Source organism: Novosphingobium sp. 9U (assembly GCF_902506425.1).
Taxonomy (GTDB): domain Bacteria; phylum Pseudomonadota; class Alphaproteobacteria; order Sphingomonadales; family Sphingomonadaceae; genus Novosphingobium.
Genome location: NZ_LR732469.1, coordinates 222,114 through 240,845, shown reverse-complemented (window position 1 = coordinate 240,845; position 18,732 = coordinate 222,114). Strand labels below are relative to the sequence as shown.

The 18,732-nt window shown below is 67.8% G+C and carries 16 protein-coding genes; 3 read left to right on the top strand and 13 right to left on the bottom strand.

The window, feature by feature from the left end; all coding sequences use genetic code 11:
* Positions 1-87: 87 nt before the first annotated feature.
* A complete protein-coding gene (locus GV044_RS01075; protein WP_159864286.1) occupies positions 88-2,643 on the bottom strand; it encodes a TonB-dependent siderophore receptor in 2,556 nt (851 codons plus the stop codon).
* A gap of 310 nt (positions 2,644-2,953) precedes the next feature.
* On the opposite strand from GV044_RS01075, the gene GV044_RS01070 reads away from it, so the two are divergent.
* The 3 genes from GV044_RS01070 to GV044_RS01060 all read left to right on the top strand — a co-directional run bounded on the left by GV044_RS01070 (position 2,954) and on the right by GV044_RS01060 (position 5,071).
* Positions 2,954-3,871 (top strand): LysR family transcriptional regulator, encoded by a 918-nt coding sequence (locus tag GV044_RS01070; protein WP_159864283.1) that lies wholly within the window; start codon positions 2,954-2,956, stop codon positions 3,869-3,871.
* An 88-nt stretch (positions 3,872-3,959) separates the two neighbouring features.
* The gene (locus GV044_RS01065; protein WP_159864280.1) at positions 3,960-4,493 is read left to right on the top strand and encodes a phosphoribosyltransferase; all 534 of its coding nucleotides are present in this window, start codon (positions 3,960-3,962) and stop codon (positions 4,491-4,493) included.
* A complete protein-coding gene (locus GV044_RS01060; protein WP_159864277.1) occupies positions 4,493-5,071 on the top strand; it encodes a TIGR00730 family Rossman fold protein in 579 nt (192 codons plus the stop codon). The genes GV044_RS01065 and GV044_RS01060 overlap by 1 nt, the downstream gene beginning before the upstream one ends.
* 13 nt (positions 5,072-5,084) lie before the next feature.
* Here GV044_RS01060 and GV044_RS01055 read toward each other — a convergent pair whose 3' ends face one another.
* The 12 genes from GV044_RS01055 to GV044_RS01000 form a co-directional block, all read right to left on the bottom strand.
* A complete protein-coding gene (locus tag GV044_RS01055; protein WP_159864274.1) occupies positions 5,085-6,557 on the bottom strand; it encodes an NCS1 family nucleobase:cation symporter-1 in 1,473 nt (490 codons plus the stop codon).
* Between the two features lie 26 nt (positions 6,558-6,583).
* Positions 6,584-7,867, bottom strand: a complete 1,284-nt coding sequence (gene guaD / locus GV044_RS01050; RefSeq protein WP_159864271.1) for a guanine deaminase — start codon at positions 7,865-7,867, stop codon at positions 6,584-6,586.
* Between the two features lie 103 nt (positions 7,868-7,970).
* Positions 7,971-8,888, bottom strand: a complete 918-nt coding sequence (gene xdhC, locus GV044_RS01045; protein WP_159864268.1) for a xanthine dehydrogenase accessory protein XdhC — start codon at positions 8,886-8,888, stop codon at positions 7,971-7,973.
* A complete protein-coding gene (xdhB, locus tag GV044_RS01040) occupies positions 8,885-11,203 on the bottom strand; it encodes a xanthine dehydrogenase molybdopterin binding subunit (protein WP_159864265.1) in 2,319 nt (772 codons plus the stop codon). The genes xdhC and xdhB overlap by 4 nt, the downstream gene beginning before the upstream one ends.
* On the bottom strand, positions 11,196-12,623 hold the full coding sequence (gene xdhA, locus GV044_RS01035; protein ID WP_159864262.1) for a xanthine dehydrogenase small subunit: 1,428 nt from the start codon (positions 12,621-12,623) through the stop codon (positions 11,196-11,198). Before xdhA ends, xdhB begins: the two co-directional genes overlap by 8 nt.
* Position 12,624: 1 nt before the next feature.
* Positions 12,625-12,954 (bottom strand): hydroxyisourate hydrolase, encoded by a 330-nt coding sequence (uraH, locus tag GV044_RS01030; RefSeq protein ID WP_159864259.1) that lies wholly within the window; start codon positions 12,952-12,954, stop codon positions 12,625-12,627.
* The gene (locus tag GV044_RS01025) at positions 12,951-14,366 is read right to left on the bottom strand and encodes an NAD(P)-binding domain-containing protein (protein WP_159864256.1); all 1,416 of its coding nucleotides are present in this window, start codon (positions 14,364-14,366) and stop codon (positions 12,951-12,953) included. The genes uraH and GV044_RS01025 overlap by 4 nt, the downstream gene beginning before the upstream one ends.
* The gene (uraD, locus tag GV044_RS01020; protein WP_159864254.1) at positions 14,363-14,806 is read right to left on the bottom strand and encodes a 2-oxo-4-hydroxy-4-carboxy-5-ureidoimidazoline decarboxylase; all 444 of its coding nucleotides are present in this window, start codon (positions 14,804-14,806) and stop codon (positions 14,363-14,365) included. Before uraD ends, GV044_RS01025 begins: the two co-directional genes overlap by 4 nt.
* Positions 14,803-15,183, bottom strand: coding sequence for an oxalurate catabolism protein HpxZ (gene hpxZ, locus GV044_RS01015; protein ID WP_159864251.1), 381 nt, complete (start codon positions 15,181-15,183; stop codon positions 14,803-14,805). Before hpxZ ends, uraD begins: the two co-directional genes overlap by 4 nt.
* Complete coding sequence (gene puuE / locus GV044_RS01010) at positions 15,173-16,045, bottom strand: allantoinase PuuE (protein WP_159864248.1); 873 nt, start codon at positions 16,043-16,045, stop codon at positions 15,173-15,175. The genes hpxZ and puuE overlap by 11 nt, the downstream gene beginning before the upstream one ends.
* A gap of 157 nt (positions 16,046-16,202) precedes the next feature.
* Complete coding sequence (locus GV044_RS01005; protein ID WP_159864245.1) at positions 16,203-17,435, bottom strand: alanine--glyoxylate aminotransferase family protein; 1,233 nt, start codon at positions 17,433-17,435, stop codon at positions 16,203-16,205.
* Positions 17,428-18,672, bottom strand: a complete 1,245-nt coding sequence (locus GV044_RS01000) for an allantoate amidohydrolase (RefSeq protein ID WP_159864242.1) — start codon at positions 18,670-18,672, stop codon at positions 17,428-17,430. The genes GV044_RS01005 and GV044_RS01000 overlap by 8 nt, the downstream gene beginning before the upstream one ends.
* Positions 18,673-18,732 lie beyond the last annotated feature (60 nt).

Here is an 18,732-nt window from a genome sequence, read left to right as displayed (position 1 = left end):
GGGCGTACTCACGCCAGCGTGGACGCGCGGCCTTCGGCCACGCGCCGCCACTCACAGCCCCCCCCCCCGCCGGGGAGGGAGACAAGATCAGAACTTATACTTAATCGCCGCCTGCCAGCTACGCGGCAGTTCCGGCTTCACGTTCTGCGAGGCGTAGAGCTCGACGAAGTTGGCGCGGAAGTACCGTTCGTTCAGCGCGTTCTTGACGTTGACCTGGAACAGCCAGTGCTCGGTCTCGAACGACACGCCCAGGTCGACGATGGTGTATGAAGGCAGCCGCAGCGTGTGAGGGTAGTCGGCCCAGGTCTTGGGCACATGGTAAGCGCTGGCGGTCAGGGCGATGCCGTTGTCGAACGCATAGGACGCGGTGCCCGAATAGAGGTTGCGCGGGATGCCGGGACGCTCGGCCAGGCTTTTGTCGGTGAGCAGGACGAGGCCATTGGGCGCGCCGCCCAGGATCAGCGTCGGGTCGACGCCGTTGGCGGAAAGTAGGTCGGCGCCGTAGTAGTAGAAGAACACACCGCCGCCGTTGGCGAAGGCCTGGTTCAGCACTTTCGTATGGGTGTAGGCGGTGGTCAGCAGCAAGTGGCGATCAACCGACCAGCGCGCTTCCGCCTCCAGCCCGGTGGTGCGAATGGCCTGGTTCACCGTCAGCGACTGGATCGAATAGTCGGTGCGCGTCTGTTTGTAGACCGACAGCGCGGCATAGAGCTTGCTGTCCAGCCAGCTGCCCTTGATGCCGCCTTCGTAAAGCTTGGACGAGGTGATCCAGCTGTCGCCATAGACGTTCGACGGATCGACCTCGGCGCCCTGGCCGGTGATGATCACCGACTGCTTGGCAATCGTGGCGTAGGGGATCAGGCCGAAGGGCAGCTCGTAGTTGGCGCTGGCCGTCCACGACCATACGCCCTTGGTGTCCTTCTGCGTATTGTAGCCGTTCGCACGGTTGGGCGTGTTCACCGCCGCCAGCGGAATGTTGACGCCGAACTGCGTCGGGTCGATCTTGGGTAGCACCGCGCTGGAAGTGACGCTCATGCGGTCGTAACGGCCGCCCAGTGTCACATCGAGGCCGAAGTCGAAGTCCAGGTCGGCGAGCAGACTGAACGCCGCGTCGGTATAATGGCCCTGAAAATAGCTCGAGTATTCGGAATCTGTCTGGGTCGAGAGCAGGCGCGTAGAGCGCGGCGTGTAACCCTCGGTCAAATCGACGCGGCCGAAGTATTCGTAGCCAAAGTCATCGGCGTGCTTGAACTTGGTATAGCGGATCGACGGCGCCGCCTGGATCTGGAAGGTGCCGGCTTCGTTGGTGATCTTCTTGGACAGGACCAGCCGATCCTCGATCACGTAGGAGTTCGCCTTCTGCGAGAAGCCGTATGCGTTCTCGTTGCTGTTCTTGTACCCGTCGTAGAAGAACTGATTCTTGATCTCCAGGTCTTCGCCCGCATCCCAGATCAGGTCGGCGTAGAGCGTCTTGGCGATGTTATCGAGAAAGTCGTTGGGGCCGGTCAGCGTCTTCTTGCGGCTGAGCTTGGTGGTGCCGACGTTCGTCAGGCCGGAGTCGGGGTAGAGCGTGGAGAGGCACGCGTTGTTGAGGCCGAAGGCAAAGGGCACCGAGAAGGGCGGGGTGGTGCAGAACGCACCGCCGAAGGTGCCCAGGCCTAGACCGCCGTTGGCCGCGCGGCTCTCGGCGGGGGAGATCTTGCCGTCGCCGTTGGTGTCGAGGTTGCTCGCCTGGCCGGTAATGTAGGTGCCGTTGTCGATCAGGTCCTGCGTCACGCGGTTCCAGCCGCCGTTCTGCGTGCCCTTGAAGTTCTGGTACATGCCGCCGAACTCGATCCGCAGCTCGGGCGTGAGGTCGGTGTCGAACGAGGCCTGGAGCAGCGTCTGACGCGTCTCGATGTTGTCGTAGTAGCTGTCGGCATCGGTCAGCTCGCCGTAAAGGCTATAGCCGAACTCGTGGTTGCCGATGTTGCCAGGGCCGACGATGCTGCCGGACAGCATGTTGTTGTTCCAGCTGCCGCGAGTGTAGGTCAGCTCCGCTTTTGGCTCGCTCAAGTAGCTGCCCTTGCCGACGCGGGCGGACTTGGGCACGAAGTTGATGTAGCCGCCGGTCTTGGCTGGGCCCATGATGGGAGAGGCAGGCCCGCGCACGATGTCGATGCGGTCGGCGGCGCCGATCGGGGTGGGGTAGTTGCCCGGGTTGTCCAGGCGCCGGATGCCGCGAAAATAGGTCTCGCCGGGCGTGCCGCGAATGTCGAGCGAACCGCCGACGCCGAAGAACGAGTTGGTGAAGGTGCCCGGCGCCTGCGCGATCAGGTCGTAGATGCTGGTCACGCCGAAGCGTTCGATCTGCGCCTGGCTGACGGTCGATACCGAGCGCGGCGTTTCGGTCACCGTCTTGTCGAAGCCGAATACGGTGCCAACGTCCTTGACCGGCAGCGCGTCGAGCGCGCCGGTGACGACGATCTCGTCTCCAGGCGCCTCGTCGGCAGCATCCGCTGCGGCAGCATCTTCGGCCATCGCTGGGCTGCACAGGGCCGAGCAGCACAGCAGGCTCGCCGTGGCGGCGAGCAGCGCCCGGTGGCGCTTTGAACGTGATGCAGTGGTCGCCGCCCGATCGGCAGGTGTGCGCTTGGCCGTCATGTCTTACCCCCTGTGCGGGCCGGTTCGCGGCAGGGCTGTCCCTCCGGTCCGGTCCCCGATGCTGTTGGCCTCTCCCCGATGTCGTTACGCGCGTGGCTTGGCTGCGATCTCTGACGGATCGCCTGCAGCCTGGTCGTGTGATGAAGGGCAGCCCGCACTGCCCACTTGTTCCGCCCTGTTTGCCAAGCCCCTTGCAAGAACACGCGCCCGCAGGTCGCCCGATCTTGCTCAACATGGTGCTATGCGCTTGACTTAATGCTCGCAAACGCAATGAATTCCATGCTGCGTTGCAAAAATTAGAGCGGGGTCGATGCCGGCATTCTCACGCTTTCTGCGCTACTTCATGGCGGTGGGTCGGCTCGGCTCGATCCGGCGTGCGGCCGACGAGCTGAACGTCTCAGCCTCGGCGATCGCGCGTCAGATCCTGAACGTCGAGGCCGAGATTGGCGCGCCCTTGTTCGAGCGCTTGCCCTCGGGCTTGCGGCTGACGGCCGCGGGCGAGATCATGATGGCGGCGGGCGGGCGCTGGCAGAAGAACATGCTCGACGTGCGCGCGCAGATCGAGGACTTGCGCGGGCTGAAACGCGGCCATGTCGAGATGGCGGTGATCGATGCGCTGGCGAAGGGCGCGATCCCCGCCGCGATCCGCTCGATCAAGACGCGCTATCCGGGCATCACCATCGGCGTGCGCGTGCTGGAGAACGAGGCCGTGCGCAAGGCGGTGGCAGACGGCGAGGTTGACTTCGGCATTCTGTTCGAACCGCACTCCTATCGCGACCTGACGGTGCGCGCTTTCGTCGAGGTGGTGCTGGGCTTCGTCACGCCGCCCGACCACCCGCTTGCGGGTACGGGCGAGACGCGCTTCTCGGCTTGCCTGGGCGAGCCGTTGATAGTGCCCGGTGAGCCGCTGGCGGTTTCGCAGCAGATCGCGGTGCTGGAAGGCGCGACGGGAATGGCGGCCGAGCGCGCGGCGATCTCCGACAACATCCAGATGATCACCTCGCTAGTTCTGGAGCGGGTCGGCATCGGCATTCTCACCTCGCTAGACGTCAAGACCGAGGTGGAGGCGGGCGTGCTCTCCTTCACGCGCATCTCGGACGCCCTGCTGCGGCCGATGACCCTGGCGCTTTGCACCGCCGCCGCGCGGACGCCGTCCTATGCGGCTGGGATCGTGCTGGGGGAGATCGAGAACGGGTTTGCGCAGCTGAGCTATGCCGGTCCCGGGTGAGGCAGCCAACTTTTCGGTTTACCCTGCGCCGCATTGCCGATCCCGCACGGGTCCGTTACTCCCCGGGCAATTGCGCAAGGAACCCCCGATGAGCGAAACGGCAGAACCCGACCTCTACTACCTGGAATACTACGAGGAGTTCCTCGCCAAAGTTCGCCTGCTTTCGCGCAAGATCCGCGAAAGCGACTGGGCGCCGGAATTCGTGATCGGCGTGGGCCGGGGCGGGTTGGTGCCGGCGGTCTACATTTCGCACCAGCTCGACTTGCCGATGCTCTCGATCGACCACTCCTCGCGCGTGCCGGGCTTTGCCGACGAACTGCTTGCCAAGATCGCGACCATGAGCGCCGAAGGATCGCGGCTGCTGTTCGTGGACGACATCAACGACAGTGGCAGCACCATCACCTACATTCGCGAGTTGCTGGTGGGGAACGGCTGCGCGGCGGAGAACCTGCGCTTTGCCGTACTGATCAACAACTCGGGCTCGCGCGCGCAAGTCGATTACTGGACCGACGCGATCGATCGGGCCGAGGACAAGCGCTGGTTCGTGTTCCCGTGGGAATCGGTCAGCTCGAAGGAGGTCCTGTTGGAGGAAGCGCTGTCCGTGCCGGAGCGCCTGTCCTGATGCGCATCTGCGTCTACTTGGGCTCCTCCGCCGGGACCCTACCGATCTATCGCCAAGCGGCCGAGCAGTTCGGTACCCTGCTGGCAAAGCGCGGCATCGGGCTGGTCTACGGCGGCGGCACGGTCGGCCTGATGGGCGTGATCGCCGATGCGGTCTGCTCCGCGGGCGGCGAAGTGATCGGCGTCATCCCCGAAGCGCTGCGCGCGCGTGAGCACGACCACCAGGGTATCAGCGAGCTCCACGTCGTCCAGACCATGCACGAGCGCAAGGCGCTGATGGCGAACCTTGCCGACGGCTTCGTGACGCTGCCCGGAGGCATCGGCACCTTCGAGGAGATGTTCGAGGCCTGGTGCTGGTCGCAGCTGGGATACCACGCCAAGCCCGTCGGACTGCTGGACGTGGGCGGTTTCTACTCGGGCTTGCGCGATTTCATCGACCATGTCGTGTCGCAAGGATTCCTCCAGCCGCGCCACCGCGCGATGCTGCTGGTGGAGAAGGATCCCGAGGCGATGCTCGACCGGATCGCGGGGTTCGTGCCACCCGAGACGGAGCACTGGCTTGGCGACAAGGACGTTTGAGGTCTCCGCATGCTCAAGCAGAACCGATTGCCGGCGTACCGGCAGGCCGCGCCTTCATCAGCAAGGCATAGCTTGTCAGCGAGACACCCACGCCGACGAACCATGCGTAGCTGTAGATGCCGGTCCACAGTGAGCCAACGCGGCTGAAAACTCCGGGCGCGGAGACGGCCAGGAACCCCGGCAGGTTCGGCGCGATGCCGAGAGCCAGCGCCGCGAGCGCCTTGCCGTTCCAGCCGTTGCCGTAGCTGTACGGGCCATCGACGCGGTACAGTCCCTCGACGTCCAGCCGCGTGCCGCGCACCATCCAGTAGTCGGCGATCAGGATGCCCGCGATCGGCCCCAGCAGCGCGCCGTAGCCGGTCAGCCAGGTAAATATGTAGCCTTGCGTGCTCTCCAGCAGCTTCCAAGGCATCATGAAGAGGCCGATCGCCGCGGTGATCAGCGCGCCGCGGCGATAGTCGATGCGCGAGGGCGCGATCGAGGCGAAGTCGTAGGCCGAGCACACCAGGTTGGCGGCGATGTTGCACGAGACGGTGTCGACCGCGATCACCAGTAGGCCGAGCAGTACGAAGGGTCCGCTCAGCGTGCCGGCGAGCGCGACCGGGTCCCAGATCGCCTTGCCGTAGATCACGACCGTCGCCGACGTGGTCATCACGCTGATCAGCGCGATCAGGCCCATCGTGGGAGGAAGGCCGAGTGTCTGGCCGATGGCCTGGTCGCGCTGGCTGCGCGCAAAGCGGGTGAAGTCCGGAATGTTGAGCGCCAGCGTTCCCCAGAAGCCGACCATGGCGGTCAGCGTGGGCAGGAACACCGCCCAGAACTGGCCCTGCTTCGGGCCGCCGGGCGCGAAGGCGGAGGGCTGCGCAAAGATCGGCCCGAGCCCTCCGGCAGCGCTGATCGCCCACCACAGCAAGCCGGCACAGGCCAGCAGCTTGAGCGGTGCGGTCCAGGTCTCCAGCCGCCGGATGGTCAACAGCCCCTTGCGCACGAACAGCAGCTGCACCGCCCAGAACACCAGGAAGGCGAGCAGTTGACCGGCGCCGATACCCACGATCGGCAGGACCGCACCGCGCAAGTCCTGGCGCAGGAAGATGCCGAGCAGCGTCAGCAGCGCCTCGCCGCCGATCCAGGTCTGGATGCCGTACCATCCGCAGGCGACCAGCGCGCGGGCAAGCGCCGGCAGCCGCGCGCCGGTGGTGCCGAACGAGGCGCGCACCAGCACTGCAAACGGCACGCCGTAGCGCGCTCCGGGATGGCCGATCAGCAGCATCGGCGCCAGGATGATCACGTTGCCCAGCAGCACCGTCCAGGTCGCCTGCACGGCCGACATGCCTTGCTCGATCAGCCCGGACGCCAGCATCCAGGTCGGGACCGCGACGACCATGCCCACCCACAGCGCCGCGAAGTGGTACCAGCGCCAAGTGCGCTGCTCCGGCCCCGTCGGCGCGAGGTCGGCGTTCCAGAGCGCGTCGTCTTGATCGTGCATGTCGCTGCCCCTGGTTGTGCTGACTCTTACGTCCCTCGGCTCCAGGCGCGCTGGCCCATGACGTACGTGGCGGCCACCGCGCGGTCGTCGCCCAGGATCTGCAACGCGAACAGCCGGTCCGCGAGATCGGCTCGCGCGGTGCGGCGCGCCAGCAAAGGCGTGGCGGCGGGATCGAGCACAAGGAAATCGGCTTCTTGCCCCGGCTCCAGCGCGCCGACCTTGTCGCCGATGTGAAGCAGGGCGGCGCTACCGGCGGTCGCGAGATACAGCGCCCGGAACGGGTCCAGCGCCTCGCACCGCGCCAGCGCCGCCTGGTACGCGAGGCCCGCCGTGCGCAGCATGGAGAACGAAGTGCCCGCACCCACGTCGGTGCCGAGGCCTAGGCGCACCTTGTGGCGATCGTTCAGGCCGAAGTTGAAGAAGCCCGAGCCCAGGAACAAGTTGGAGCTGGGGCATATCGCCACCCCCGCGCCGCTGTGGTGCAAGTGCGCGCAGGCCCGATCGGACATGTGGATGCCATGTGCGAAGACCGAACGCGCGGTCACCAGGCGGAAGCGGTCGTAGACGTCGAGGTAGTCTGCGGCGTCGGCGAACCGCTCGGCGACCGCGTCGCATTCGCGAACATTCTCGGCTAGGTGCGTATGCATCAGCACGTCCGGGTGCTCGGCGAGCAACGCGCCCGCGTCCGCCAGCTGTGCGTCGCTGGAGGCGAGCACGAAGCGAGGAGTGACTGCGTAGCCCAGCCGGCCGCGTCCGCGCCAGCGCCGGATCAGCGCTTCGCTCTCAGCCCGCCCGCTCGCCACCGTGTCGCGCAGGCCTACGGGGCCGCGGTCCATCAGTACTTTGCCCGAGATCACGCGCATGTTGCGCTGTTGCGCTGCGTCGAACAGCGCGTCGACCGAACCCTCGTGCACGGTCGGGAATACCAGCGCACTGGTGGTGCCGTTGCGCAGCAGTTCGTCGAGAAAGAACCCTGCGACTTCGTCGGCGTGGGCGCGATCGGCGAAGGCCTGTTCGGCGGGAAAGATGTGGCGATCCAGCCAGTCGAGCAACTGCTCGCCGTGCGAGGCGATGCGGTCGGTCTGAGGGTAGTGGACGTGCGCGTCGATGAAGCCGGGGACGACGAGGCCGGGGAGGGTTTGGGTCGGGACGTCGGGGTAGCGCTTGGAGAGCTCAGCGTAGCGCCCGCGGGCGACGACAATGCCATCCTCGATGACGAGCAAGCCGTCGGCTTCGTGGCGCATAGGGTGGGGGTGATCGCGAGGATCATGCGGGACGGAGAGCAGCTCGGCGCGCAAGGCGTGGATCATGAGGTGCGAGCCCCGACGTGTGAGGGGACCGCCTGTAGCGAGATGCGCAGGCCTTGCAGGCCGTCCCCCTCCGCTTGCAGGGGAGGATCTGCGTTGCCCACGCTCACTCGGCCCTCAGCGTCAGCAGTTGCGCCAACACTGAGATCGCGATCACATCCGGCTCCTTGCCGCGCACGCCGGGAAGGCCGATCGGTGCGGTTAGGCGGGCGAGCGCCTCTTCGCCGACGCCATCCGCGGCCAGGCGCGAGCGGAAGCGGGCGATCTTGGTCGATGAGCCGATCAGGCCGACGAAGGTGAGCGGCTTGCCGGACAGCGCCGCGAGCGCGAGGTGGTAGTCGAGCGGATGGTCGTGCGTCAGGATCGCCACCGCCGCATCCGCCGGCGCGTCGGCGAGGCAATCGGCCACGGTCTCCTCGGACACGAGGGTCACGCCGTCGATCGCCGCCTCCTCGGGCCGGGTGTCGAACCAGGCCAGCTGGAAGGGCAGGCCGACGGCGTGCCGGGCAATCGCCTGGCCGACGTGACCGGCGCCGAACAGGTACAACGGGCGCGGGCGCTCGCCGACCGGTTCGACCATGCGCGCACCCGCAACGGGCCGCTCGCCGCGTGCGGACTGGCGCGTGGCGGTCTCGCGCAAGTGTACGGCGCGAGTCACCGCACCATCGCGCAGCCGCGTCTCCAGCATGCGGCCGGGTTCGGCATCGTGCAGCCAGTCGAGCGCCGCTGGATCGAGATGCTCCACCATCAGCCGCACCCGCCCGCCGCAGCACTGGCCGAGCAGTGGCCCGAGCGGGTAGTCCTGCACCCGCCACGTGCCGCGCGGCAGGTCCAGTACCGCGCGCGCCTGCTCGATGGCGCGCAGCTCCAGCTGCCCGCCGCCAATCGTGCCTTCCTGCCCCTCGGCCCAGACCAGCATGCGGGTGCCGGCGCCACGCGGGGCGGACCCCTCGGTCGCGAGCAGCGAGATCATGGCCGTAGGGCGGTCGGGCAAATGGCGGAGCCAGCCGATCCACTGGGTCATGCGCCCAACGACCCTTGGCGATGCCTCGCAATGGCGGCGAGGATCGCCTGGGGCGTGGCGGGGGCGTTCAGCGGCGGCATGTCGCGCTTGTCGGGGTTGGTGGCGGCGATCGCACGATTGAGCGCGGAGAAGACGGAGATCGCCAGCATGAACGGCGGCTCGCCCACGGCCTTGGAGCGATTGATCGTCGGCTCGGCATTCTCGCCATCCCACAAGTCGATCCGCAGCCGCTTGGGTCGGTCGGAGGCGGTGGGGATCTTGTAGGTCGCGGGGCTATGCGTGAGCAGGCGCCCGGTCTTGTCCCACACCAGCTCCTCCGTGGTGAGCCACCCCTGGCCCTGCAGGAACCCGCCTTCGATCTGCCCAAGGTCGATGGCGGCGTTCAATGAGCGGCCGACATCATGAAGGATGTCGACCGCCAGAACCTTGTGCTCGCCGGTCAGGGTGTCGATCGCGACTTCCGACACGGCGGCGCCATAGGCGAAGTAGTAGAACGGACGGCCTTTGTGCGCGGCCCGGTCGTAGGCGATGCCGGGTGTCGCATAGTATCCGGTCGAAGATAGGGACACGCGGCCGATGTGCGCCTTGCGCGCGACATGGCCGAACTCCAGCACTTCGCCCGCCACCAGCACGCCGGCCGGAGTGAACAGCACATGGCCAGGCTCGCAGTCGTATGTTCGCGCAAGGAAGGCGGCGAGCCGGTCGCGGATCGTCATTGCCGCCTCAAACGCGGCCATGCCATTGAGGTCCGCACCCGACGAGGCTGCGGTGGCCGAGGTGTTGGGAACCTTGTCGGTCCGGGTGGCGGTGATGCGCACGCGCGCAAGCGGCACTGCGAACACGTCCGCCACCACTTGCGCCACCTTCACGTAGAGCCCTTGGCCCATCTCGGTGCCGCCGTGGTTCACCTGGATGGAGCCGTCGGCATAGACGTGCACCAGCGCGCCCGCCTGGTTGAGGTGGGTGGTCGTGAAGCTGATGCCGAACTTCACCGGGGTGAGTGCGATGCCCTTTTTCAGGATCGCGTTGGCGGCATTGAACGCTTCCACCTCGCGAACGCGCGCGTCGTAGCGGGACGTCTCGCGCAGCCGCGCGATGAGTGGCGGGGCGATGTTGTCGGCCACCGGCATGTCGTAGGGGGTCAAGTCGCGGCCGGGCCCGTAGAGGTTGATCACGCGCACATCGAGCGGGTCGCGGCCGAGGGCGGCGGCTACGTGATCGATCACGCGTTCGATCGCCAGCATGCCTTGCGGGCCACCGAAGCCACGGAACGCGGTCGCGGACACGGTGTTGGTCTTCAGCCGCTCCGACGCGATGGCGATGTGAGGCACGAAGTAGCAGTTGTCCGCATGGAACATCGCGCGGTCGTTGATGGCGGAGGACAAGTCGAGCGTTGCACCGCAGTTCGAGGCAAGCTGCAGGGATAGCGCGTGCAAGCGGCCCTCGTCGTCGAAGCCGACTTCGTAGGCGACTTCGAAGGGGTGGCGCTTGCCGGTCAGGACCATGTCGTCGTCGCGATCGCAGCGGAACTTGGCGGGGCGGCCGGTGCGATGCGCGACGAGCGCGGCGGCGGCGGCGAACAGCGCGGCCTGCGTTTCCTTGCCCCCAAACGCACCGCCCATGCGCCGCACTTCGACGGTCACGTCGGCCGAGGTGAGGTTGAGCAGGTTGGCGACCAGGTGCTGCACTTCGCTGGGGTGCTGAGTCGAACTGAGCAGGTGCACCTGCCCGTCCTCGCCCGGAGTCGCGACGGCGACCTGGCCTTCAAGGTAGAAATGATCCTGCCCGCCCATAGCGAAGCGGCCGGCGAGCCGATTTGCGGCGCTTGCCAGACCGGCCCCGGCATCGCCGCGGCGCATGTGCTGGGTCGGCTCGATCAGCGAGGCGGCGGCACGTGCCTGGTCGACGGTCAGCAACGCTTCGCGCACTTCGTAGGAAACTTGCCCCAACCGTGCGGCCTCGCGCGCCGCAAGCTGGCTCGTCGCGGCGACGAGGAACACCGGCTGGCCCATGAACACGACCTCGCCATCGGCCAGCAGCCGGTCGTCGTGCGCGACGGGGCCGACGTTGTTCTCGCCCGGGATGTCGCCTGCGGTATAGACTGCGATCACGCCCTCCGCGGCGAGGACCTGGGACAGGTCCATCGCGACGATGCGGGCATGCGCCTGTTTGCTCTGGCCAAAGGCGAGATGGAGTATGTCCGCCGGCTCGGGCATGTCATCAGCGTAGCGCGCCGCGCCGCTGACATGCAGGTGTGCGCTGTCGTGCGGGTGCGAGGGCTTGTCGAGCACCAGGGCCGGGTCGCGTTCAGCCATCGGTCGGCTCGAGTTCCAGCACGCTGGTCGCCTGCCCCTGCTCGCGCGCGAAAAGGCGGTACAGAAGGTTGGCGGCAGCTTCAAGGCGATAGTCGGCGCTCCCTCGAACGTCGGTGAGCGGCGCAAAATCCTGGCGGAGGGCCTGGCCGGCTACCGTCATGGTAGTGTGCGTAAAGGGTTGGCCCATCAGCGCCGCCTCGCAGGCCGCCGCCCGGCGCGGCGTCGCGGCCATGCCGCCGAACGCGACGCGGGCTTCGGCGATCAAGCCGTCGCGCAAGGTAAGCGCAATCGCGCCGCACACGGCGGAGATGTCGCTGTCGAAACGGCGCGACAGCTTGGCGATATGGATCACGGTCTCAGGGGCGGGGCGTGGCACGGAGAGGCTCTCCACGAACTCGCCCGCGCGCAAGTCCTGCCGGCCGTAGTCGAGGAAGTAGTCCTCCAGCGGCATGGTGCGGCGGCCTTGCGTGCTGCGCAGCGTCAGAGTGGCGCCGAGCGCGATCAGCGCGGGCGGACCATCGCCGATCGGCGAGCCGTTGGCGATGTTGCCGCCAATGGTGGCGGCATTGCGCACCTGCAGGCCGCCGATCCGCCGCACCAGTTCGCCCATGTCCGGGTGCAGCCGGCCGAGGGCGGCGTGCGCCTGAGCATAAGTCACCGCTGCGCCTAGCGTCAGGCTGTCGGGCGTTTCGTCGATCGCGCGCAGTTCTTCGACGTCTCTGATGAAGATCAGCGTGTCGAGTTCGCGCAGACCTTTGGTGACCCACAGCCCGACGTCGGTCGCGCCCGCCACGATGCGCGCCTGGGGGTGCTCGGCAAGGAGTTGCGCGAGCATGTCGGCGCTGCGCGGGGCGAACCAGCGGCGGCCGTGCCACTCGCCTCCGGCAGTGTCGTGCAGGGCGATCGCCTGGAGTGCAGGCACCAGCGCGGCATCGTCCTGCGACAGCGCAGCGACCGTGTCGCCTGCCGCCAGGATCGGCCCGTAGCCGGTGCAGCGGCACAAGTTGCCGGCAATCACATCCGCTACCGGCAACTCGCACCCGCTGGCACCGATCGCGCGGCCGTGCAGCGACATGACGAACCCGGGTGTGCAGAACCCGCACTGCGAGCTGCCGTTGGCGGCCATGCAAGCCTGCAGGGGGGTGAGCTGACCGTCCGTAACCAGGCTTTCGACAGTCATCAGCGCCTTGCCATGGAGCATCGGCAGGAACGTCACGCAGGCATTCACCGCGCGCCATGCGACCGCATTGGGCTGAAGCTCCCCCACCAGCACCGTGCAGGCGCCGCAGTCGCCTTCCGCGCAGCCTTCCTTGGTGCCGGTGCGGCGCAGGCGGTAGCGCAAGTGGTCGAGCAGGGTGGCGGTCGGATCGACCTCATCCAGCGCGATCACCTCGCCGTCGACAAGGAAGCGCACGGTCACCTCAGCTGCCCCGATAGGTCGAGTAGCCGAACGGCGAGACCAGCAAGGGCACGTGGTAGTGGCCTTCGCCCGAGACGCCGAAGTCGATCGTCACCACGTCGAGGAACGGTGGCTCCGGCAGATCGACACCCGACGCCCGGAAGTAATCGGCGACGGCGAAGCGCAAGGCGTAGAGCCCCGTGGCGAGCGCGGGCAACCCGGGGCAGCGGCCGTCCTCGTTGGTCGTGCCGGCGAACAGCGGTGCGCCATGGGCGTCATACAACGTGAGCGCGACGCCGGCGGCAGGGCGGCCGTGGGTGGTGTCGAGCACGTGGGTGGAGAGGCTGCTCATGCTGCGGCCTCCGCATTGGAAGGCCATTCGCCCAGGAACTCGTGCTCCTCGTAGGCGATGAGGTCGGCGATGAGCTCCGCGCGATCGTCGAGGAACAGCTGGTCGGCTACGCCCTTGACCAGCCGGGGCAGCGCGTTCCTGAGGCCTGACAGCGCCGAGGCGGAGAGGCCCAGACTGATCAGCGCCGAATAGTTGAAGGCGAACAGCCCGTGCAGAGTGGTGTCGGCAGGATCGCGCGCAAGAAACTCGAACGCAGGGCCGAGATAAGGATGCGCATCGATGAGGGCATTCTCCTGGCCGTTCGGGGGCGTGTAGCGGTCTGACCAGCGGGCGATCCGGTCGGCGACCAGCCGCAGTTCGGGGCGCAGGGCGGGGTCACTGACGAGGCCGGTCGAAAGGATCAGGAAGTCGTACTCGAAGCTCCCCTGCGGGGTCTGGACCCTGGCGCCATCTCCCGTCTCCTCGACGGAGAGCCAGGGCGAGCCCAAGTGCAGCTGAAACCCCGGCCACGCGGCGGCGCGGTGGAAGGTGTCGTTCGTAGGGGGTTGGTTATGGCCCAGGAACGCGTGCATCACCGCGTACTTTTCGGCGTCGCTGAGCGCCGGATAGCGCGCGGTGAAGCCCACGCGCTCCATGAAGCGGATCGGGTTGATGCGCGGCAGCACTTTGCGGCGGATGTGGACGTGAACTTCGCCGACACGTTGGCTGAGCGCCGCATTGGCATTGTCGAACGCCGAGGCGCCGCCGCCCAGGATGGCGACGCGCTTGCCGGCGAGCGGGGCGAAGTCGATCGGCTGGCTGGTGTGCGCGTAGCGGTCGGGCGCGAGCGCGCGCGAGATCATCGGCGGCGTGTGCCACTCGCCGCCGCCCTGGATGCCGGTGGCGAGCACGACCTTGCGGGTGAGCAGGCGATCTCCGCCGACGAGGTCTAGACGGAACAGCCCGTCTCCGAGCGGCACGATCGCCTTGAGCCTGGTGTCGTTGCGCACCGGCAGGTTCAGCACCTGGCGGTACCAGCGCAAGTAGCGCATCCAGTCGCCGCGAGCGATCTTATCGACCTCGGCCCATCCGTCCGCGCCGTGCTGCGCTTCCCACCAGGCGCGGTAGGTGAGGGCGGGGACGCCGAAGTCGATCGGCGTCAGGTCCTTGGGCGTGCGCAGCGTGATCATGCGCGCGTAGGTTTCCCAGGGCCCTTCGTAACCCGCCGGGTTCTCGTCGATGACCAGGATGTTCGACACCCGCTCGCGCAGCAGGCCGAACGCAGCGGCCAGCCCGCTCTGCCCGCCGCCCACGATGATCACGTCGTGGACATGGCCATCGGGATGTGTGCGTGGACGAGTCCAGTCGGCGCCACCGTGGCCGATCAGCATGAGCTGGCGGGCGAGGTCCGCTTCGAGCTCGGCCAGGCTCATGAGCCGGTGTCCTGGAGGCGCAGCCGGACAATCTCGCCGATCTGCGCGAGCGCGGTGGCGACTTCCTCGTCGCGCGTGTTGCCGAGGCGGCGCTCCATTTCGCGAAGGATACCGGCCTTGTCGGTCAGGCGCACGCAGATGATGAACGGCATGTCGAAGCGCGCACGATAGGCGGCGTTGAGCGCGTGGAAGCGCTCGTATTCCTCCGGGGTGAGGCGATCGAGCCCGGCACTGGCTTGCTCGGCGGCGGAAACTTGGGTGAGCGTCCGGTCGATCGCGGCCTTGCCGGCGAGCTCAGGATGCGCGCGGATCAGGGCGAGCTGCTCCTCGGGGCTGGCCATATAAAGTACGGCCATCAGGTCGGCATGGCGATCGCCCGAGGAGGGCCGGGCATCGGCGCGCTCCTCGACCCAGGGGCTGTGCTCGAACAGCGCGGTCACGCGGTCGTCCCTTCCAGGCTGACGTGGGCGGAGACGACCTTCCAGCCATCCGCGAACCTGACCCACGTCTGCGTCTGGCGTCCCCGGCGGTCCGATCCTTCGCGGACGAACTCGGCATCGGCAGTGGCGAAGCTGTCGCCATAAGTGGTGATCGCCACCCGGCCGAGCTTGCGCGGGGGCGAGCCGCCGCGGCCCTTGCGGAACGCCCGGATCGCCTCGATGCCGTAGAGCACTTCGCCGACCCCATAGCGGTTGGTGGTAGGCGCATCGTGGAACAGCGCGTCCATCGCGGCGATGTCGTCGGCCATCAGTGCGGCTTCGTAGGCGTGGAACGCGGCGGTGACTTCGGCGAGGAGCGCGGGATCGTCAATCCGCATGAGGGTGCACCTCCATCCAGTGGCGGGCAATATCGATCCGTCGCGCTACCCAGGCGTCCTCGTGCTGCATCACATGGTCGAGGAAGCGGGCGAGCCAGCGTGCGCGGCCGGGCTTGCCGGCGATGCGGCCGTGAAGCCCTACGCTCATCATGCGGCCGCCTTCCTCGCGCAGCTGGTCGAAGGTGTCGCGCAGATGCCGGAAGAACTGCTCGCCCTCGGTGAAGCCGTTGAGTGCGACGATCTTCATGTCGTTCACGTCGAGCGTGTAGGGGACGATCAGCTGGGGGCCTTGCCAATAGGGCAGATCGTCGGCGTAGCTATCGGCATCGTAGAGAAAGCCGCCTTCCTCGGCGACTAGCCGCGCAGTGTTGGGCGAGGTGCGGCCCTGATACCAGCCGAGTGGGCGGCTGCCGGTGAGCTGCGTGTGCAGCGCGATGGCCTCGGCGATGTGGGAGCGTTCGACGGCTTCGGGCACCGTCTGGTAGTCGATCCAGCGCAGGCCGTGGCTGGCGATTTCCCATCCCGCGGCGAGCATGGCAGCGACCGCCTCGGGGTTCATCTCCATGGCCTTGGCGACGCCGAACACGGTGACGGGCAGGGCGCGCTGCGTGAACAGGCGATGGAGCCGCCAGAACCCGGCGCGGCTGCCGTATTCGTAGAGGCTCTCCATCGCCATCGCGCGGGCCGGGTGGCTTTGTGCACCGACCATCTCGGACAGGAACGCCTCGGAGCCCGCGTCGCCGTTCAGCACCGAATTTTCGGCGCCTTCCTCGTAATTGATGACGAATTGCACCGCCACCCGCGCGCCGTTCGGCCACTGCGGGTCGGGCGGGTGGGCGCCGTAGCCGACGAGGTCTCTCACGACCTGTCCTCCCCGGTGCGGGGAGGGGGACCGCCGGCGCAGCCGGTGGTGGAGGGAATTCTCGCCCGCACGCGAGGCTGCTTGAGGACGCGAGTCCCCTCCACCATCCTGCGGATTGTCCCCCTCCCCGTCCCGGGGAGGACAGGCACGCCCCCGGTCACCATGCCTCCAGTGCCGCCGGCACCGCCTCGCCCAGCGGCACGGCGTAGCCCTGCGCTCTCAGGCACGCCTCCAGCGCCGCGAGCGTCAGCAGCACTTTGTGCTTCATCGCGTTGTAGCCCATCGCGCCCAGACGCCAGATCTTGCCCTGCAAAGGACCAAACGCGGTGCCGATCTCGATCTCGAACGCCTCGCGCATCATGGTGCGGACCGCCTCGCCATCCACACCGTCCGGGATGTGCACGCCGGTGACGTTCGTCATGCGATAGGCATCGTCGCCGAACACCGTCAGCCCCATGGCGCGTAGGCCCACGGTCATCGCCCGGCCGGCGCTGGCGTGGCGGGCGTATCGCGCCTCCAGACCCTCGCCCAGCGCGATGCGCGCACATTCGCGCGCGGCGTAGAGCATGCTGGTCGCCTCGGTGTGGTGGTTCAGTCGCTTCTCGGACCAATAATCCATGATCATGGCCAGGTCGAAGTAGTTCGAACCGATCCGCGGTCCTTGCCCATCGGCGATGTCGCGGCGGCGGATGCCCTGTTCGACATGGCGGCGGCGCCCGATGTGCTCGGCGGAACGAGGCGAGATGGTGATCGGCGCCGATCCGGAGGGCCCGCCCAGGCACTTCTGCAAGCCGCCGGTCACGACGTCCGCGCCCCAGCGGTCGGCGGCGAGCTCCATGCCGCCGATGGTCGCGGTCGCATCGACATAGAGCAGCGCGCCGGCGGCATGGGCCAGCTCGCCAAGGCCATCGAGCGGCTGCGCCATCGTGGTCGAGGTGTCGCCGTGGATGGTGGCGACGACGTGCGGCTGGACGCGGTGGATCGCCTCGCCGATGGCCTCGAGCTGCACGACCTCGCCCCAGGGCGCCTCGACCGTCTCGACCACTGCGCCGATCCGCGCCAGGATCTCGGTCAGCAGCAGGCCGAAGCGCCCGAAGTTGACGACCAGCACGGTGTCGCCCGGTGCCACCAGGCTGACCAGCGCGGCTTCGATCCCGGCGCGCGCGGTGCCGTCGACCAGCATCGTCCACTCATTCGCCGTGCCGAAGATCGGGCGGTAGAGCGCCATGACCTGGTTCATGTAGCCGGTCATCTCGGGATCGAACTGGCCCAGAAGGTCCGCGCTCATCGCCCGCAGCACGCGCGGGTGCGCATTGACCGGGCCGGGGCCCATCAGCAGGCGCTGAGGCGGGTCGATCTCGCCGAACAGAAGCGGGTCCAGGTCAGGCATAAGTGGCGGCCAGTCGTTCGATGAATCCGAGCATGACCTGCAACGCGATCTGCGCATCGGCGGGGTCGACGTGCTCGGCGGGATTGTGGCTGATACCGTCCTTGCAGCGAATGAACAGCATTGCGGTGGGGCACAGCGCGGCGATGTTCATGGCGTCGTGCCCGGCGCCCGAGACTAGGCGACGGACGGGCTGGCCAGCCCCGGCGAGCGCCTGATCCATGAGGTTCATCAGCAAGGGGTCGCAGGGGCTGGCGGGCAAGTCGTGGATGCGGGGCACGGCTAGGTTCAGATTGCGCACGCTGGCAATGTCGGCAATTCGGGCCAGGATCGCCTCGGCCACCGCGTCGCGGCGTTCGACGGCGCCGGAGCGCACGTCGATGGTGAAGCGGACTTCGCCGGGGATCACGTTAGGCGCGCCCGGCAGCGCCTCGATCGCGCCGACAGTGGCGACCACGTCCGAGTTGTCGGCCCGGGCCAGCGCCTCCACCGCGAGCACCATCTCTGCCGCGCCGGCGAGCGGATCGCGGCGCAGGTGCATCGTGGTGGTGCCGGCGTGGCCCGCCATGCCTTGCACGCTCACCTTGTAGCGCAGCTGCGCGGCGATGCCGGTAACGGTGCCGACGGCCAGGCCCTCGGCTTCGAGGACCGGACCTTGCTCGATATGGGCTTCGAGGTAGGCGAGGGTAGAGCCAGGTGCGCGAGCGGCGGTCAGGTAAGCCTCAAGAACGAACGGGGAGGTAGACGCGAGTTCGAGCGCCGCCTGCAAGGTCATGCCCTCGGCATCGGCAATCTCCAGCGCGGCCGGTGTCAAAGTCCCGGCTATTGCGCGGCTGGTCAGCATGGCCGCAGGAAAGCGGGAGCCCTCCTCGTCTCCGAAGGCGTAGACCTCGATGGGAAACTTCAAGCGCCGGCCCTGCGCGCTGAGCGCGGCGACGCACTCAATGCCGAGCATAATGCCCAGCGGCCCGTCATAGCGGCCGCCGTCGCGCACGGAATCGAGATGGCTGCCGATGAGCAGGGCCGGCGCTTGCGGATCCGTGCCCTCGTAGCGGCCGACGAGATTGGCGGCCGGGTCGCGGCGGACGGCCATGCCAGCCTCGGCCATCCAGCCGGCGAGCGCATCCTGCGCGGCAAGGTAGGCGGGGGTGAGATAGCCGCGGTAGAGCCCGCCCGGCATGTCGCTGTAAGGCGGCAGGCCGAGTTCATCGCATCGGGTCACCGCGCGGGCGCCGGTCATCGCCAAGATCCTTCCCTGCAAGGGGAGGGGGACCGCCGCCGTAGGCGGTGGTGGAGGGGT

Bases quoted from the DNA above. Each gene is read 5' to 3' on its own strand.
- GV044_RS01075 (WP_159864286.1), bottom strand. From the start codon at position 2,643: ATGACGGCCAAGCGCACACCTGCCGATCGGGCGGCGACCACTGCATCA.
- GV044_RS01070 (WP_159864283.1), top strand. From the start codon at position 2,954: ATGCCGGCATTCTCACGCTTTCTGCGCTACTTCATGGCGGTGGGTCGG.
- GV044_RS01065 (WP_159864280.1), top strand. From the start codon at position 3,960: ATGAGCGAAACGGCAGAACCCGACCTCTACTACCTGGAATACTACGAG.
- GV044_RS01060 (WP_159864277.1), top strand. From the start codon at position 4,493: ATGCGCATCTGCGTCTACTTGGGCTCCTCCGCCGGGACCCTACCGATC.
- GV044_RS01055 (WP_159864274.1), bottom strand. From the start codon at position 6,557: ATGCACGATCAAGACGACGCGCTCTGGAACGCCGACCTCGCGCCGACG.
- guaD (WP_159864271.1), bottom strand. From the start codon at position 7,867: ATGATCCACGCCTTGCGCGCCGAGCTGCTCTCCGTCCCGCATGATCCT.
- xdhC (WP_159864268.1), bottom strand. From the start codon at position 8,888: ATGACCCAGTGGATCGGCTGGCTCCGCCATTTGCCCGACCGCCCTACG.
- xdhB (WP_159864265.1), bottom strand. From the start codon at position 11,203: ATGGCTGAACGCGACCCGGCCCTGGTGCTCGACAAGCCCTCGCACCCG.
- uraH (WP_159864259.1), bottom strand. From the start codon at position 12,954: ATGAGCAGCCTCTCCACCCACGTGCTCGACACCACCCACGGCCGCCCT.
- GV044_RS01025 (WP_159864256.1), bottom strand. From the start codon at position 14,366: ATGAGCCTGGCCGAGCTCGAAGCGGACCTCGCCCGCCAGCTCATGCTG.
- hpxZ (WP_159864251.1), bottom strand. From the start codon at position 15,183: ATGCGGATTGACGATCCCGCGCTCCTCGCCGAAGTCACCGCCGCGTTC.
- GV044_RS01005 (WP_159864245.1), bottom strand. From the start codon at position 17,435: ATGCCTGACCTGGACCCGCTTCTGTTCGGCGAGATCGACCCGCCTCAG.
- GV044_RS01000 (WP_159864242.1), bottom strand. From the start codon at position 18,672: ATGACCGGCGCCCGCGCGGTGACCCGATGCGATGAACTCGGCCTGCCG.